General features: G+C 58.0%; 13 protein-coding genes. 7 read left to right on the plus strand and 6 right to left on the minus strand.

The window, feature by feature from the left end; all coding sequences use genetic code 11:
* Positions 1-17: 17 nt before the first annotated feature.
* From GJU83_RS06080 to dctP, 3 genes are all read right to left on the minus strand, one after another.
* The gene (locus GJU83_RS06080) at positions 18-1550 is read right to left on the minus strand and encodes a TRAP transporter large permease (RefSeq protein WP_153633935.1); all 1533 of its coding nucleotides are present in this window, start codon (positions 1548-1550) and stop codon (positions 18-20) included.
* Entirely contained in the window at positions 1547-2251 is a 705-nt protein-coding gene (locus tag GJU83_RS06085; protein WP_069181875.1) for a TRAP transporter small permease subunit, read from the minus strand. The genes GJU83_RS06080 and GJU83_RS06085 overlap by 4 nt, the downstream gene beginning before the upstream one ends.
* A gap of 99 nt (positions 2252-2350) precedes the next feature.
* A complete protein-coding gene (dctP, locus tag GJU83_RS06090) occupies positions 2351-3400 on the minus strand; it encodes a TRAP transporter substrate-binding protein DctP (RefSeq protein WP_205632635.1) in 1050 nt (349 codons plus the stop codon).
* Between the two features lie 343 nt (positions 3401-3743).
* On the opposite strand from dctP, the gene GJU83_RS06095 reads away from it, so the two are divergent.
* The 6 genes from GJU83_RS06095 to astE all read left to right on the plus strand — a co-directional run bounded on the left by GJU83_RS06095 (position 3744) and on the right by astE (position 9060).
* On the plus strand, positions 3744-4502 hold the full coding sequence (locus GJU83_RS06095; RefSeq protein ID WP_153633936.1) for an FCD domain-containing protein: 759 nt from the start codon (positions 3744-3746) through the stop codon (positions 4500-4502).
* A 155-nt stretch (positions 4503-4657) separates the two neighbouring features.
* Complete coding sequence (locus tag GJU83_RS06100) at positions 4658-5428, plus strand: ABC transporter ATP-binding protein (RefSeq protein WP_064230039.1); 771 nt, start codon at positions 4658-4660, stop codon at positions 5426-5428.
* A gap of 100 nt (positions 5429-5528) precedes the next feature.
* The gene (locus GJU83_RS06105; RefSeq protein WP_069181878.1) at positions 5529-6281 is read left to right on the plus strand and encodes a transporter substrate-binding domain-containing protein; all 753 of its coding nucleotides are present in this window, start codon (positions 5529-5531) and stop codon (positions 6279-6281) included.
* A gap of 51 nt (positions 6282-6332) precedes the next feature.
* Entirely contained in the window at positions 6333-7037 is a 705-nt protein-coding gene (locus GJU83_RS06110) for an ABC transporter permease (RefSeq protein WP_069181879.1), read from the plus strand.
* Positions 7038-7040: 3 nt separating this feature from the next.
* Positions 7041-7763 carry an ABC transporter permease gene (locus GJU83_RS06115; protein ID WP_069181880.1) on the plus strand — a complete coding sequence of 241 codons (723 nt, stop codon included), beginning with the start codon at positions 7041-7043 and terminating at the stop codon, positions 7761-7763.
* Positions 7764-8004: 241 nt separating this feature from the next.
* Positions 8005-9060 carry a succinylglutamate desuccinylase gene (gene astE / locus GJU83_RS06120; RefSeq protein WP_153633937.1) on the plus strand — a complete coding sequence of 352 codons (1056 nt, stop codon included), beginning with the start codon at positions 8005-8007 and terminating at the stop codon, positions 9058-9060.
* 16 nt (positions 9061-9076) lie between these two features.
* On the opposite strand, the gene GJU83_RS06125 is transcribed toward astE, so the two are convergent.
* Complete coding sequence (locus tag GJU83_RS06125; RefSeq protein WP_069181882.1) at positions 9077-12103, minus strand: efflux RND transporter permease subunit; 3027 nt, start codon at positions 12101-12103, stop codon at positions 9077-9079.
* Positions 12103-13182, minus strand: coding sequence for an efflux RND transporter periplasmic adaptor subunit (locus GJU83_RS06130; protein ID WP_153633938.1), 1080 nt, complete (start codon positions 13180-13182; stop codon positions 12103-12105). The genes GJU83_RS06125 and GJU83_RS06130 overlap by 1 nt, the downstream gene beginning before the upstream one ends.
* A 166-nt stretch (positions 13183-13348) precedes the next feature.
* Between GJU83_RS06130 and GJU83_RS06135 the strand changes: the two genes are divergently transcribed.
* Positions 13349-13984, plus strand: a complete 636-nt coding sequence (locus tag GJU83_RS06135) for a TetR/AcrR family transcriptional regulator (protein ID WP_069181884.1) — start codon at positions 13349-13351, stop codon at positions 13982-13984.
* A gap of 22 nt (positions 13985-14006) precedes the next feature.
* Here the strand turns inward: GJU83_RS06135 and astB are convergent, their stop codons facing one another.
* Positions 14007-15347 (minus strand): N-succinylarginine dihydrolase, encoded by a 1341-nt coding sequence (gene astB, locus GJU83_RS06140; RefSeq protein ID WP_069181885.1) that lies wholly within the window; start codon positions 15345-15347, stop codon positions 14007-14009.
* Between the last annotated feature and the right edge of the window lie 12 nt (positions 15348-15359).

Genomic DNA, 15359 nt, shown 5'->3' on the forward strand with positions numbered 1-15359 from the left:
ATTACTCCTTGATTTGATTAGCCGTAAACCAGCCCTGGCAGCCAGGTCACGATGCCGGGAATCAGAACACACATGAACAGTCCGAACGCCTGAATCGCCAGGAACACCAGGGATGACTTGAAGATGGTACCCATGGAGATTTCCGGGGGACAAACGCCACGGATGTAGAACAGTGCGTAACCAAACGGCGGACTCAGGAAAGACATCTGCATGTTCACCAGGTACAACACACCGAACCAGAGCACCACGTCGTCACCGGCAACCGGTGGGAAGCCGAACAGGCCGGGGAACTCCAGCGCTTTCACGATCGGAATAAAGATGGGTACCGCGAGCAACAGGATACCAACCCAGTCAAGGAACATACCCAGTACAACCAGCAGCACCATCAACAGGAACAGGATGCCGTAGGCAGACATACCGGTGCCAAGAATCGCGTCCGTTACGAACTGCTGACCACCCTGGAGGATGTAGAAGCCCACGAACACCGAGGCACCGAACATGATCCAGAGAACCATGGCGGATGCTTTTGCGGTGGTCACAGATGCTTCACGCAGACCCGCGATCGAGAATTTCTTGTGCATCATCGCAACGATGATGGCACCGAACGAGCCGATACCTGCGGCTTCAACCGGCGTGGCAATACCTCCGAACAACAAACCAAGAACCAGACCAACCAGCGCGAGAGGCGCGATCAGGTTGCCGAGAAGCTTAACCTTCTCTTTCAGACTGATCCGGTCTTCCGGCGGAATCGGCGGCCCAAGCTTCGGGTTTATCCAGCTGCGAACCAGCACGTAGGTCAGGTACAGGCCTGAGAGCAGCAAGCCTGGCAACAGCGAGCCCAGGTAAAGCTCGCCCACAGACTGCTGCGCCACTACTGCGTACAGGATAGCGAGAATCGAAGGCGGAATGAGGATACCCAGGGTGCCGCCTGCCATGATGGAGCCGATGGCAATCTTGTGATCGTAATGCCGCTTCAGCATGGCCGGCAGCGCGATGATGCCCATGGTGACAACGGCGGCGCCGATAACACCCACCATCGCCGCCAGAATCGTTGACGCGACAATCGTTGCAGCGGCAAGACCGCCACTGATGCCACCCATCCACTTGTATACCACGCTGAACATCTCTTCGATCAGGCCCGCGCGCTCAAGCATGGATGCCATGAAGATGAACAGGGGAATCGCCGCGATGTCCGGGTTGGCCATCAGCGGGAAGATCCGGCCGGGGACGATATTCAGCATCATGGCGTCACCCACCAGATAGATGAACATGACACCCAGGCCACCGGTCACGAAAGCCAGGGGCAAACCCATCATCAGCGCGACGGCAAGGGAGCCGAACATCAGGTAGGTCAACGGACCGATTTCTACGCCGGAAAGGCTACCCGAGAGCTTGAAGAGAAATTTCTCGTCACTCCACGGGTCGTAAAACAGAATGTTGATCAACTCAACACAGATGACAAACGCCAGCACAACGGTGGCGATGATCATTAACCAAGTGCCCAGCTTCCCGGCCATGCCGTTGTTGGGCGCTGCAGTAGTAGAACTCATGATGTGCGCTCCTGACCGAGACGAATGAACAGAACGATGTCTTTAAGCAGTTTGGAAAAACCGGCGAGCAGCAACAGGATTGCGCCCACAAACATCACACCTTTCACGGGGTAGTACTGAATGCCCCAGGTCTCGACAGTGGTCTCCTGCATCATCAGAGAGTCCTGGAAGAAGGTCCAGGAGGTGATGGCCAGAACCGCCGCGAAAATAAAGAAGAACATGGAAGTGAAAATATCCATGCCCACTCGCCCGCGAACCGGCAGGAAGTTGTAGACAACATCCACCCGCACGTGAGCGCCATGCAACAGCGCGAAAGCGCCGGCAAGAATGTACTGCATACCGAAAATCAGGAAGCTGGCCTCGTGCACCCAGATCGTTGGCATGTTGAAGAGGTAACGCATTACCACTTCGAAGAAATAGAACAGCACTGCGTTGATGGTCCAGAACGCAACGAAAAGGCCTGACTTCTCGCACATCCAGTCAACGATTTTCGTAAACCAGTTACCCTCATATTCAAACTTAGCAAGCGGATCATCTTCTTCAGACTGTAACTCGGAAACCGTTTTCTCGGGCTCGGCCTCATCCCCGCCATGCTTGCTGCTCCACTTGTCCCAAGCCATCATGAGCAGTGGCATTACGGCAAGCCAGCCCCAGTAGAACCAGTGCGGCATGACAAAGCCAAATGCACTCAGATCAGACATGTTGTTACCACCTAGATCAAAGAGCGGGGAAGGGAGAGTTAATCCAGAATCGGCTAACCCTGCCTTCCCCGTTTATCGTTATTGTTGAATGGTCAGACTTTATTGATAGTCCGCAACGTCTTCTTCCGTGATGTAACCCACCGTCTCGTTCATCATGTAGTCAAGCTGGATATCGAGGATGGCACGTGCGTCCTCGTTCTTGTTCGCCCAGTTAAACCAGATGGGAATCGCAGCCTTCCGCCAGGTTTCCAGATCTTCCTGGCTCAGGCGGGTAACCGTGTCACCCTCTGCCTTGAACTTCTCCATGGCCTCAATGTTGCGCTCCTGGATAGCCAGATAGTGCTTCTGGGAATAGATGCGCACTTCGTCCTCAACTAGCTGCTGAAGCTCCGGGGAAATCGAGTTCCAGGCACGCATGCTGACAGTCAGGTCCATCAGGTCTACCGGCTGGTAGATGGACATGACCCCGGGAGGTCCGAAGATGATGTAGTCGGTCACCTGGGAGAAGCCCAGTTCGTAGTTAACCGCGGGGCCTACGTAGTCCGCGGCGTCAATGGTGCCCTTCTCCAGTGCCGGGAAGATATCCGAGCCCGGAAGGCTGACGGTAGAAACGCCGAACTGCTGGAACACCTCGGCCACCATGCCACCCGGCACACGGATCTTCATGCCCTTGAGATCTTCAAGGCTGTTAACCGGCTTCTTGGAGTGGATGATGTTGGCGTCGTGCTGGATAGGACCAACGTAGAACAGGCCGAACTTCTTGTAGATTTCCCGGGTCTTTTCGAGCATGCCCATGGAGTAGAACATGGTGTCCCAATGGTGAGGCTGGTCGGGACCTGCAGGGTAGGAGGACAGGAACACGGAAGCAGGAATCTTTCCTGACCAGTACAGCGTGAACGGGTTCATGCCCTGAAGAACACCGTTACGCACCGCGTCAAAGAGTGCGTTGTTGTCGGCGGCGACAGCCTTGGCTGGGAAGCACTGGAACTTCAGCTCGCCGCCAGACTTGGCCTCAATACTTTTGCACCACTCGTCGAACAACGAGTAGCCCACAGTACCGGCGTCCCAAACGGACTGAATCTTCCATGTGGTTGCAGCCTGGGCCTGGCCTGCGCCCATCAGCATTGCGCCCGCCAAAGCAGCGCCCATGGCGGCGGTTTTGAGAAAACTTCTGCGAGGTGGGGTCTCGCCGGTGTCACATTTGGTTCGGATGTTATTCTTCGAATTCATCGAAACGTCTCCGTTGGCTTTGTTGTTATCAACGTTGAAGCAACGCCGGCTCGAGCCGACATTAGAAGAATATTCGTAGGCAATCCGTGTTTAGTCCAGTTCGGGCAGCACTGGTCTGACCAGTTTTTGAGGCATTAAAAATGGACGAAATACGCTGAATCAGCCATATTTAACGGGCTCGGACGCATAGTAGTCAGTAAAGGAAAAATGATTAATCAGAAGCAATCACTGGTCAGACCAGAGAGCGCACACAGGCACTCACATGGCAATCTCCCAGGAAATCTCATACCGGCTTGAGCGCCTCATACTCGATGGTGGGCTGGCTCCCGAGCAGAAGATACCGTCCGAACGACAATTGGCAACGCGTCTGGGTGTGTCTCGCGCGGTCATTCGGGAGGCCTTGCACGAGCTTCAGGGTCGCGGTGTGATCGAAACCCGCCACGGCAAGGGCTCGTTTGTTGCGAGCATGGTTCCCGGAGCAGACGAGCTGGGGGAACAAAGCCCGCTGATGCATCTTTTCGAGGGGCACCCTCGAACACTGTTCGATCTCCTGGAAGTACGGGAGCAGTTGGAAGGTCAGGCCGCTTACCTCGCCGCACAACGGGCGACCCGGCTTGATCGCCATCGCATCACCAAGGCCTTCCGCGCCCTGGAAGACACGGACCCCCTCAGCAATGCCCGGCTCGACCACGGGTTTCACCTGGCGATTGTTGAGGCCTCCCACAATCCGGTTCTGGTGCATGTACTCAATAGCCTGAAAAACATGATGCTGTTGACCGTCCAGGCATCGGTTGCCAACCTGAATCCAAGAGAAGAAATGCGCAAGAAAATCGTCCGCCAGCACCGGCAGCTCTATGAAGCCGTCATTGCCGGAAAAGCGGCCACAGCTCAGAAGGCGGCCACAGCTCATGTCCGCTTCGTGAGCGAAGCTATGCGCGACATGGAAAAGGATGGCGGCACCCTCATCCGCCTACCAGTCAACCAGGAAGCGGCTAATGAATATTCCCGGGCCGGCACCTGAGCATGGCAAAAAGCTTGCATTGAACAATCATTCGACCACAATGTCATGCAGCGAACGGTAGTGAAATTCGGTAAAACGCTCCCTTTAAGGGATTGATTTCCGCATCCACAGTCCGTAAAACATGCGCCTTTGAATTACAGCCCCAGGAGTCACCCATGGCGGACCAAGCGCCTTTGATCTGCAGGGACATTCACAAGACCTTTGACCAGCTTGAAGTGCTCAAAGGTATTTCACTGGAGACCCGCAAAGGCGATGTGGTTTCCCTGATCGGCAGCTCCGGCTCCGGCAAGAGTACCTTCCTGCGTTGCATCAACCTGCTGGAAACACCCACCTCCGGCGACATTATCGTGCACGGCGACCCAATAAGGTTCACAACCAACCGTAAGGGCGAACGTATCCCGGCGGATAATAAACAGGTTGAACTGATCCGTGCCAAGCTCTCCATGGTGTTTCAGAGCTTCAATCTCTGGTCCCACATGACCGTGCTGGAGAACATTATTGAAGCGCCGATTCACGTGCTCAAGGTTCCCAAGAAAGAAGCCATAGAGCGTGCCGAAGCCTACCTGAACAAGGTGGGCATCTACGAACGCAAGGACTACTACCCGGCCCAGATGTCCGGTGGCCAGCAGCAACGTGCAGCCATTGCCCGCGCCCTGGCCATGGAACCGGAAGTCATGCTGTTTGACGAACCCACCTCGGCTCTGGACCCGGAGCTGGTCGGTGAGGTACTGAAGGTTATGCAAAGCCTGGCCGAGGAAGGCCGAACCATGATCGTGGTCACCCACGAGATGGCATTCGCAAGGGATGTGTCGAGTCAGGTCCTGTTTTTGCATCAGGGCGTGATCGAGGAACAGGGTACCCCCGAGAAAGTGTTTGATCACCCGGATTCGGAACGCATGAAACAGTTCCTGACTCCCAACTTCTGACACTCGGTGCTATCTTGAACCGGTGAAGAAATAAAATGTTGGAACCAAAAACTTCCATCAAAAATAAAGCCCAAAAGGCAAACCACTGGAGAAGTGACACATGAAGAAAATGATTTTTGCAGCAAGCTGCGCCCTCGCCCTGATTGCTGGTAGCGCACAAGCCCAGGAGCGGGATCTCCGCATCGCATTCGACGTGCCCTACGCACCGTTTGAATACAAAGATGAGAACGGAAACCTGACCGGCTTTGAAGTAGAGCTGGCTGAAGCCATGTGCGAGGAAATGAATGCCAACTGCGAATTCGTAATTCAGGCGTGGGACGGAATGATTCCGGGCCTGCTGGCACGTAAATTCGATCTGATCATGTCTTCCATGTCCATTACGCCGGAGCGCGCAGAGCGGGTTCTGTTCTCCGAGCCGTACTACAACACCCCGGGCGGCTGGTTCGGACCTGAGAGCTTCAACACTGACGTCACTGACATGAGCGCGATGGAAGGCAAGACCGTTGGTGTTCAGCGTGGCACCACCATGGACACCTACGTCACAGAAAACATGGGCGGCGTTGTTACCATCAAACGCTACACCACTGCTGATGACATGGTTCTGGACCTGGAAGGTCAGCGTCTGGATGTCGTGTTCGTAGACTACCCGGTGGGTGAAGAAACCGTGCTCTCCAAAGACGGCTTCAAGGAAGTCGGTGAGCCGGTCAAGCTGGGTCAAGGCGTGGGTGTTGCCATGCGCCAGCGCGACACCGATCTTGCAGACGAAGTAAACGCTGCCCTTCGCACCCTGAAGGAAGATGGCACCTACGACACCATCATGCAGAAGTACTTCGCTTACGACATCAAGATGTAAATCTGCCGAGGGGTGGCCCATCAGGGCCGCCCCTGCTTACCGGACACTCCCATGCTCGATCTGAAAGGCTATGGCCCGGCCCTGTTGGAAGGGGCAGTAGTCACCATTGAACTGGCCTTCCTGTCTCTTGCTCTCTCGGTTGCCCTGGGACTCATTGGCGCGTCTGCCAAATTGTCGCAAAGCCGGGTAGCCAAAGGTATCGCAACCACCTACACCACCCTGATTCGTGGCGTGCCAGACCTTGTGATGATGCTGCTGTTCTATTATGGCGGCCAGGTTGCAGTGAATATGCTCTCGGATTACCTCTGGGCAGTTTACGAAATCGACTTTTTCTTTCAGTTCGACCCGTTCATCTCCGGCGTTGTAACGATCGGGCTGATCTTTGGCGCCTACATGACCGAAACCTTCCGGGGTGCCTTCCTGGCGGTTGAAAAGGGCCAGATTGAAGCGGCACGGGCCTACGGCTTTACCCGGCTTCATACCTTTCGCAGAATCATGCTGCCGCAAATGCTGCGCCATGCCCTGCCCGGCCTGGGTAACAACTGGCAGGTTCTGCTGAAGACGACCGCCCTGGTTTCAATTATCGGACTCACTGATATGGTTCGTGTGGCCGAGGAAGCTGCCAAGGCGGAGCGCATGCCGTTCCACTTCTTTATTCCAGTAGCGGCAGTGTATCTGGCCCTGACGGCGGGATCGGAATTGTTCATCAAGTGGCTCGACAAGCGGGCCAATGTCGGCGTGGTTCAGGGGAGTTAACAGATGCCTGATTTCATTGCCGAGTGGCTGAACCAGAACGAAATCTTTACCGCCATGACCCTCATGGAGTACTGGGATGGCATGGTCACGACCGTGCATCTGGTGTTCCTGTCCCTGGTCATCGGTTTGTTGGTGGCGGTTCCGCTGGCCATCCTGCGGACGGTTCGCAATCCGTTCGTGTCCGGTCCGGTCTGGCTTTACACCTATCTGTTCCGCGGTACGCCGTTGCTGATCCAGCTTTACATCATCTATTACGGCATTGCGCAGATTCCCGGCATCCAGGAGACCTTCTGGTGGGAGATTTTCCGGGAGCCTTTCTACCCGGCCCTTCTGGCGTTCACCCTGAACACGGCGGCTTATACCACGGAGATCATCCGGGGCGCGATTGTGTCCACGCCCAATGGCGAGATTGAAGCGGCCAAGGCCTATGGCATGAACTGGTTTATGCGGATGCGGCGGATTGTGTTGCCGAGTGCAGCGCGACGGGCGGTGCAGGCCTATTCCAACGAGGTGATCTTCATGCTGCATGCCAGTGCGATTGCCAGTGTGGTAACCATCGTGGATCTGACCGGGGCGGCCCGTAACATTTACTCCCGGTTCTATGCGCCGTTTGATGCGTTTATCTTTGTGGCGCTTTGCTATATGGCGCTTACGTTTATTCTGGTGTTCGCTTTCCGCAAACTGGAAAACCATCTGCTGAAGCATCAGCGGCCGGTTAGCGGCTAAGTCTGCAAAAATCATACTTCAGTGTCCGGGCAGGCAGGGTATTGCCTCCCGGGAACCGCTACGAGCACCCGCACGCGGGTCCAGTCAGCAATCACAGATTGCTGCCGTTCGGCTGTCGCATGAAGCTTTGCTTCATAAGCGCTCGGCCTCACCCATGTGCGCTTGACTGAAGCCATCCATGGCTTCAGACATTCCCGGGAGGCAATACCCTGCCCGCCCCCAGACCTGGTTCGGGGATCCTATGTCAGCAAAACACGATCTGTTTGGAACGCATTCAGACTGGCTCTCCCAGACGCTCGACAACGCCAATGCCTCACTCCCGGAAACAAAGACTTTCCTCCCCGATGGCACCCGTATCAGCCGCAAGGCTGTTGGCGTTCTGGACATTGCACCACCCGCTGACCGCAACAACCCGAATGCCGAAGCGATCATTGTTTCAGCCGGTGTTCATGGCAATGAAACGGCGCCGATTGAGGTTCTGAACGGGCTGGTTTCCGAGCTGGTCGAGGGCGAGTGGGAACTTGCCTGTCCGGTATTGCTGATTCTTGGGAACCCACCCGCGATGGTCGCTGGGAAGCGGTTTCTGGAGGTGAACCTTAACCGGCTGTTTGATGGTGCCCACGGGCGGAGCGAGTATCAGGGGCTGGCCGAGGCTGCGCGGGCGCAGGAGCTTGAGGAGGCGTGCCGGCAGTTTGCGATGGCGAATCCACAGGCGCTTTATCACTATGATCTGCACACGGCGATTCGACCTTCTCACCGTGAGCGGTTTGCCTTGTATCCGTATGTTGAGGGGCGGACCGTTCCGTCAGAGCAGTGCGAATTTCTGTTGGAGGCGGAGGTGGAGACGCTTTTGCTGCAGCACAAAGCGGGTACGACGTTTTCGTCGTTTTCGTCGTCGCTGCTGAAGGCCGAGAGTTTTACCGTGGAGCTGGGTAAGGTTCGGCCGTTCGGGCAGAATGATCTGGGGCGTTTTTCAGGTATCCGGGATGCCTTGCGACGGCGGTTCCGGGGGCTACCCTCATCTGCCCCACAGCCGCCGTTTGATCACCTGACGGTATTCGAGGTGGTGCATGAGATTCTGAATACCGGGAAGAATTTCCGGTTTCATATTCCGGACGATGTGGCCAATTTCACCGACTACCCGCCGGGCACGGTGGTCTGGGAGGATGACGAGACCAGCTATCGGGTTGGGCATTCGCCGGAGGCGATTGTGTTTCCAAATCCGGAGGTGCCGGTCGGCCATCGAGTCGGGCTGTTGATCCGGCCAAAAACGGGGTCAGGTGAGAGCTTCAGCTGACCCCAGTTTCAGCGACTCAGGCCGGGGCGTTTTCGGGTTCCGGCACGCTGACTTTGATTAGCTGGGTACACACAGCCGGTATAACCAGCAATGTAAGCACTGTTGAGGCCAGCAGGCCGGAGATGATGGCCCAGGCCATGGGTGGCCAGAGTGTCGAACTGGAGAACGCCAGCGGCAGCAGGCCAGCTACCGTGGTTGCGGTGGTCAGCAGGATCGGTCGGGTGCGCTGCTCTACCGCGTTGCGCATGGCGTCGCGAATGTCACGTCCTTTCTCCAGTTCCCGGTCCATCACATCCAGCAGAACGATGGCGTTGTTCACCACGATCCCCACCAGGGCAATCACGCCCAGCAGAGACTGGAAGCCGAAGGGTGAGCCGGACAGCACAAGCCCCGGGAAGATACCGACGGTGGCCAGTGGCACCGTCAGCAGGATGATGCCGACCCGGCGGAAGGAGTTGAACTGCAGCAGCAGGAAAAACAGCAGCAGCAACATGCCAATAGGGGCTGCGGTGAGCAGAGCTGTGTTGGCTTCACCGGAGCCTTCGGCATCGCCGCCCATGGCCATGCGGGTGCCGGGCGGTAACGGATTTTTCTCAAGGCCGGCGTACAGGCCATCCAGGGCCTGGCTGAAGCTGTAGCCGGTTTCGAGGTTCGCGGTGACGGTGTTCATACGCACGCCATCCCGAAGGTATCGGGCCGCCGGTTCCCACGTAGTGTCCACGGTGGCCACGGCTGACAGGGGTACGGCGTCGCCGCGGTCGTTGTAGATATTCACAGACAGCAATCGCGATAGTGACAGGGCCGTGCCCTCACGGGAACGCAGCACCAGGGGAATGGGGTCATCTTCCTGGCGATAGCGCTCGGCAACCACACCAAAGCTCTGGCCGTACAGGCTCTGGGCCACATCCGCTCGGGTAAGGCCATATCGGGCCGCGGTGGCGTCGTCCACGTTGATGGCAATGCTGGGTACGCCGATGTCCAGGTCGTGGCGGACGTCAACCGTACCCTCAACACCTCGCAGGATGCCGAAAATCTGTTCCACCGCTTCTATTCGCGAGCCGTCGTCAGCGTGGTAGACGCGGATTTCCACCGGGGCAGCTCTGGGGGGCCCCTGCCCGAGGATACCCACGGTGACATCCAGCTCCGGCATCTCGGCTTTCACGTGGGCGCGGATCCAGCGAATCATGCCGGTGGTGTCTTCCAGCGTCGGCGTGGTGACGACCAACCGGGCCCGGTTCGGTGCCTGGGGCGCGCGCTGCAGGTTGTAGTAAAAAGACGGTCCGGTGAAGCCCACGAACCGATGAATCTCAAGCGCATCCGGCTGTGAGCGGATCATTCGCTCCAGACCTTCGGTTGCCTCTGCCGTGCGAGCCTGGTCGGTGCCCTCGGGCATATAGACTTCAACAATCACCCGGGGACGATCGGCATTCGGGAAGAACTGCTGGGCCATAAAGGGGGTCATCGCAACACTGATAGCCACCAGGATGGCACCGGCGGCAATCAGTCGCCCGGGATAACGGGAAACCAGACTCCCCAGGAAGCGGGCGACGCCAATCAATCGGTCCTGGCCGGCCTTGCGCCGGGGTTTCAGGAATCGGGCCGCCAGCAGCGGAACGGCGGAAATAGCGAGCAGATAGCTGACGGACAGTGTCAGCATGATCATCACCGGCACGCCGCGGGTGAAGTCAGCGGCACCGCCCTTGGCCAGAAGCAGGGGTGCGAAGGCCGCCAGCGTGGTGCCCGTCGAGGCTCCCAGCGGGCCAGCCAGTTCACTGACGGCTTTGCGCAGGGCATCCAGCCGGCGCATGCCCTCATCCAGATGCCCCTGGATGTTTTCGACAATCACGATGGCGTTGTCGATGAGGATGCCCAGGGAGATTACCATGCCGATCACAGCTATCTGGTGCAGCACGCCGCCGCCAAGATCGTAGAGCCCGACACTGATCAGGGCCACCATGGGCAGAATCGAGGCCACCAGCAGCCCCATCCGGATGCCCATGCCGGTGAAGACCACCGCCACGATAATCAGCACCGAGAGCACCAGGCTCCAGGCCAGGTTGTCGAGTCGTTCCTGTACTTTGTCTGGCTGGAAGAACATCTCGCGGATCTCGTAGGGTTCGAAATCTCCGCGAATCTGCTCCATGCGTTCACGCACCCGCTCACCGAAACGGATCGCATCGGTGGTGCCCTCTTCCATGATGATGGAGACCAGAACAACCCGCTCGCCGTCATACCAGGTTTCCGGCTGTCTCGGTTCCACGGGCCCGCGCCACACATCCGCCGCCGCAGCCAACGGTACCTGGGAGCCATCCGGAAGTTCGATGGGTGTAGCCCGGATGGCATCGATATCGGCAAACTCGCTGTTGGGAAGCACCGACAGGCGGCGGCCGTTCACCACGACGAAGCCACCGGGAATGGTCTGGTTTCGGCGTGCCAGCGTGTCCAGCACCCGCGCCGGGGATATGCCAAGGCGGTAGAGCGCGGCATCGTCCAGGGCCAGGGTAATCTGTTCGTCGGCATCGCCTTCCAGCTCAATCCGCGACACACCGGGTAGATCCGAGAGATTCTGCTTCAGCCGCTCGGCAACATCGGACAATTCGGTGACCGAGGGTGAACCACCCACGGCCATGACAATGGCGGGAATATCGATCAGTCGATCGTCGAGCACCATCCGCCCCACATCATCCGGAAAGTCCTGCTTTGCACGCTCCATAGCCTGGCGCACCCGGTCCCACGCGGGGTCGGTGTCGTAGATATCGTCATTGAGGCGCAGACGAACGATGGCTACACCGGTACGGGCTGTGGATTGCGTATAATCCACCTCCTCCACCTGACGCAGCTCATCCACCAGGGGTCGGAGTACCAGACGTTCGACAGCCTCGGCACTGGCTCCCGGATAATTAATGCTGATCAGGCCGGCACGGTATGGAAAAGACGGATCCTCCTGTCGCGGCATGGTGCTGTACGCAGCTATACCAAGCAGGCAGAGCATGGTCACAACCATGCCCAGCAGGCGCTGGCAATTCAGAAGCCGGCGGGTCATCAGCGCACCTCCACGGCATCACCGTCCGCCAGCCGTGTCATTCCGGCATAAACCACCTGATCACCGGGAGACAGATCATCGGAGGTAACAACCACTCGTTCCCCGACAACCCGGTCGACTTCTACCGAGACCCTGTTGGCAACACTATCCCGAACCCGGAATACGCTGACGCCCTCGGCGTTGCGAATCACCGAAAGCAGCGGAACCGTGAGCGCGGATTCCCGCACCGGGGTAATCCCAACCTCCACGGGCGCTCCAGGCTCAAGCGTGTCAATCGGAAGGCTCACCAGAACCGGATGCAACTCACCGCGAATGGCGCTTGCCTGGGCGATTTCAACCACCGAACCGGTTTGCGGCGGCTGACTGCGATCCTGCACCGACCAGACGGGCAACGTCTGCTCCAGTTCCACGTGATCCAGCAGGTAGGCGGGTACCCGCACCTCCACTTCGCGCCCTTCTGGAGAGGACAGCCGCATCACCGGCTGACCGGCGGCAACAAATTCATCCTGTTCAACCAGCAGGGCCTCTACCCGCCCGGAGAAGGGAGCCCGCAGAGTGCTCTCTTCGAGCAGTTGGGTTGCCTCGGCGAGGGACGCTCGTGCCGTTGCCACGCTGGCTTCCAGGGAATCCCGCCGCGCTGCAAGCTGCTCGAGTGTCTGTTCGGATACAACGCCACGCTCATGCAACCGTCTGGAGCGCTCCCACTCCCGCTGGGCCTGCTGATACTGCGTCCGCAATTCTTCCAGCCGGGCCCGGGCAGAATCCCGGGCCGGCTCCAGGCCGGGGTTGTAGACCCGGGCGAGAAGATCACCGGCCTGCACTTTCTGGCCCAGCTCCACCACCCGCTCCCTGAGGGTGCCACTGACCTGGAATGTCAGCGTCGCGCGCTGGGTGGCGCGAACAATACCTGAAAACCGCAGAGGCATATCCTGGCGTTCACCGCCGGTAACCTCTGACACACGCACTGAAACCTTCTGCTCCCCGGATTCCGGGGTTACGTCACTGGCTTTGCAGCCCGACAGAAACAGTGAAAAAACCGCAAGCGAAACGATGGCGACGGGGATTCGAAGTGGTGTCATGACTCTTCCTTTCATCCATGCTCGTGTAGTTGGCGGGGTCCAGTCCCTGGAGAAACCCGATGGTTGATTTAGACATCATGTCATTCTTTGACATTTTGTCAATAATCGGGTTTGATTCGTTTTCAGGTATCCTATGCCTGCTGTTGCCAACCAACCGGATGATTGAATGAGCGAACCGCTGAAAACCCGCCGTGAGCGAGAGAAACAGGCCCGTTACGACACCATTCTGGATGCTGCCGAACTGGTGTTCTCCGAGAAGGGCTACGAGCGCACGTCCATGGACGACATCGCCCGAACCGCCAGTCTCAGCCGGGCCTTGCTGTACGTGTACTTCAAGGACAAGGCAGCGATACAGCGGGGCATCATGCTAAGGGCGGGACACAGCCTGTTCCGGCGGTTCGAAGAGGCAAGACAGACCGCCGACAATGGTCTGGCCCAGATACGGGCAATGGGGGAATCCTATTATCGCTTCTATCTGGAGGAACCGGATTACTTCTCGGCGCTGACCAAGGCATCCACAGCCATGGCCGAGGCCGATGAAAGCCAGGCTGAGGAAATGCTGTGCTCGAAATCAGACCTGATGGAACTGATGGTGGGGGCGATAGAGCTGGGGCTTCAGGACGGCACCATGAACCGGGACCGGATTACCGACCCCGTTCAAACCGCTTTGTATCTGCGCGGTGCCCTGCACGGGGTAATATTGCTATGTCAGTCGGAAATGGGCGAAGGCAACCCGGAATTTCCGGCCGAGCAGTTGATCCGACACACGATGGATATGCTGACGTCGTCGATCTCAGCCTGACGGCCCCGGGGCTCAACAACCTTTAGAGCTGGAAATCATAGATGGAACCCAGGCCCATGATCCCGGTTAACTCATCCAGGGCTTTGCGAACCTCTTCCAGCAACATCGGATCGCCAAGCTCATCCTGGCTGAGCTCATCCCGATAGTGGGCTTCAACCCAGGTGATCAGACGCTCGTAAAGTTCGTCAGTGAGCAGCACGCCCCGGTTGATAGCCCTGAGCTCCTCGTCATTCAATACCACTCGCAAACGCAGACAGGCAGGCCCACCGCCATTGCGCATGGACTGTTTAACGTCAAAAACTTCGACCGAGGTAATCGGCCCACCGGACTTCACCAGGTTATCCAGATAACGGCTGACAGAAGCCACTTCCCGACACTCGCCGGGCACCGCCAGCAGCATGCCATCCGGCGTGTTCAGTAACTGGCTGTTGAAGAGGTAGGACGCCACCGCATCGTCCAGTGGCACATCGGCACTGCTGACCCGCACCGCTTCCAGCTCGGCGCCAGTCAGGCGCTCACGGATATCCGCCAGCACCTGTTCTTCGTCGAGGAACGCCATGTCATGGTAGAAAAGGGTATTGCCGTTACCGACGGCAATCACATCGTTATGAAAAACACCGCCATCAATGGCCTCCGGGTTCTGCTGGGCAAAGACCACATTACGATCCTTGAGCCCATGCAGTCGCGCCACCGCCTGGGAGGCTTCCAGCGTCTGCCGCGCCGGGTATTTCTTCGGTGCCGGCGCCTGTTCGTTGAATGCAATCTGGCCGTACACGAAGAGTTCCACACCGGGTTCGCCGTAACCGGCGCACAAGCGGGTGTGGTTGGCGGCGCCCTCATCCCCGAAGTGGCTCACGGATGGCAGTGCCGGATGGTGGGCAAAGTAGCTCTCGTCAGCAAAGATGGCCTTCAGGGAACGCCCAGTCACCGTATGTTCGATGGACCGGTGAAACTTGGCGCTCAGGTTGGCCGGGGTGAAATGCACGCGGTGATCTGACGTGTCGGCACTCGGCGACACGGTGGCCGCATTGGCCGTCCACATCGGTGACGCCGACGAGACCGCCGCCAGTATCGATGGACTGGATTTGGACGCCTGTTCCAGCACCTGGGCATCCGTCCCTTCAAACCCCAGGGCACGAAGGGTGGGAATGTGCGGGCGTTCATGGGGCGGCAAAATCCCCTGCACATAGCCCCGGTCCGCCAGGCGCTTCATCTTGGCCAGGCCCTGCAATGCCGCTTCCCTGGGATTGGAGACGGAACTGACATTGGACTTGGAGGCCACATTTCCCCAGGACAGTCCTGCGTAATTGTGGGTGGGGCCAACCAGGCCATCGAAGTTTGCTTCAACCGCGTGTTTCACCATGGCACTGGGTCC

Source organism: Marinobacter salsuginis (assembly GCF_009617755.1).
GTDB lineage: Bacteria > Pseudomonadota > Gammaproteobacteria > Pseudomonadales > Oleiphilaceae > Marinobacter > Marinobacter salsuginis.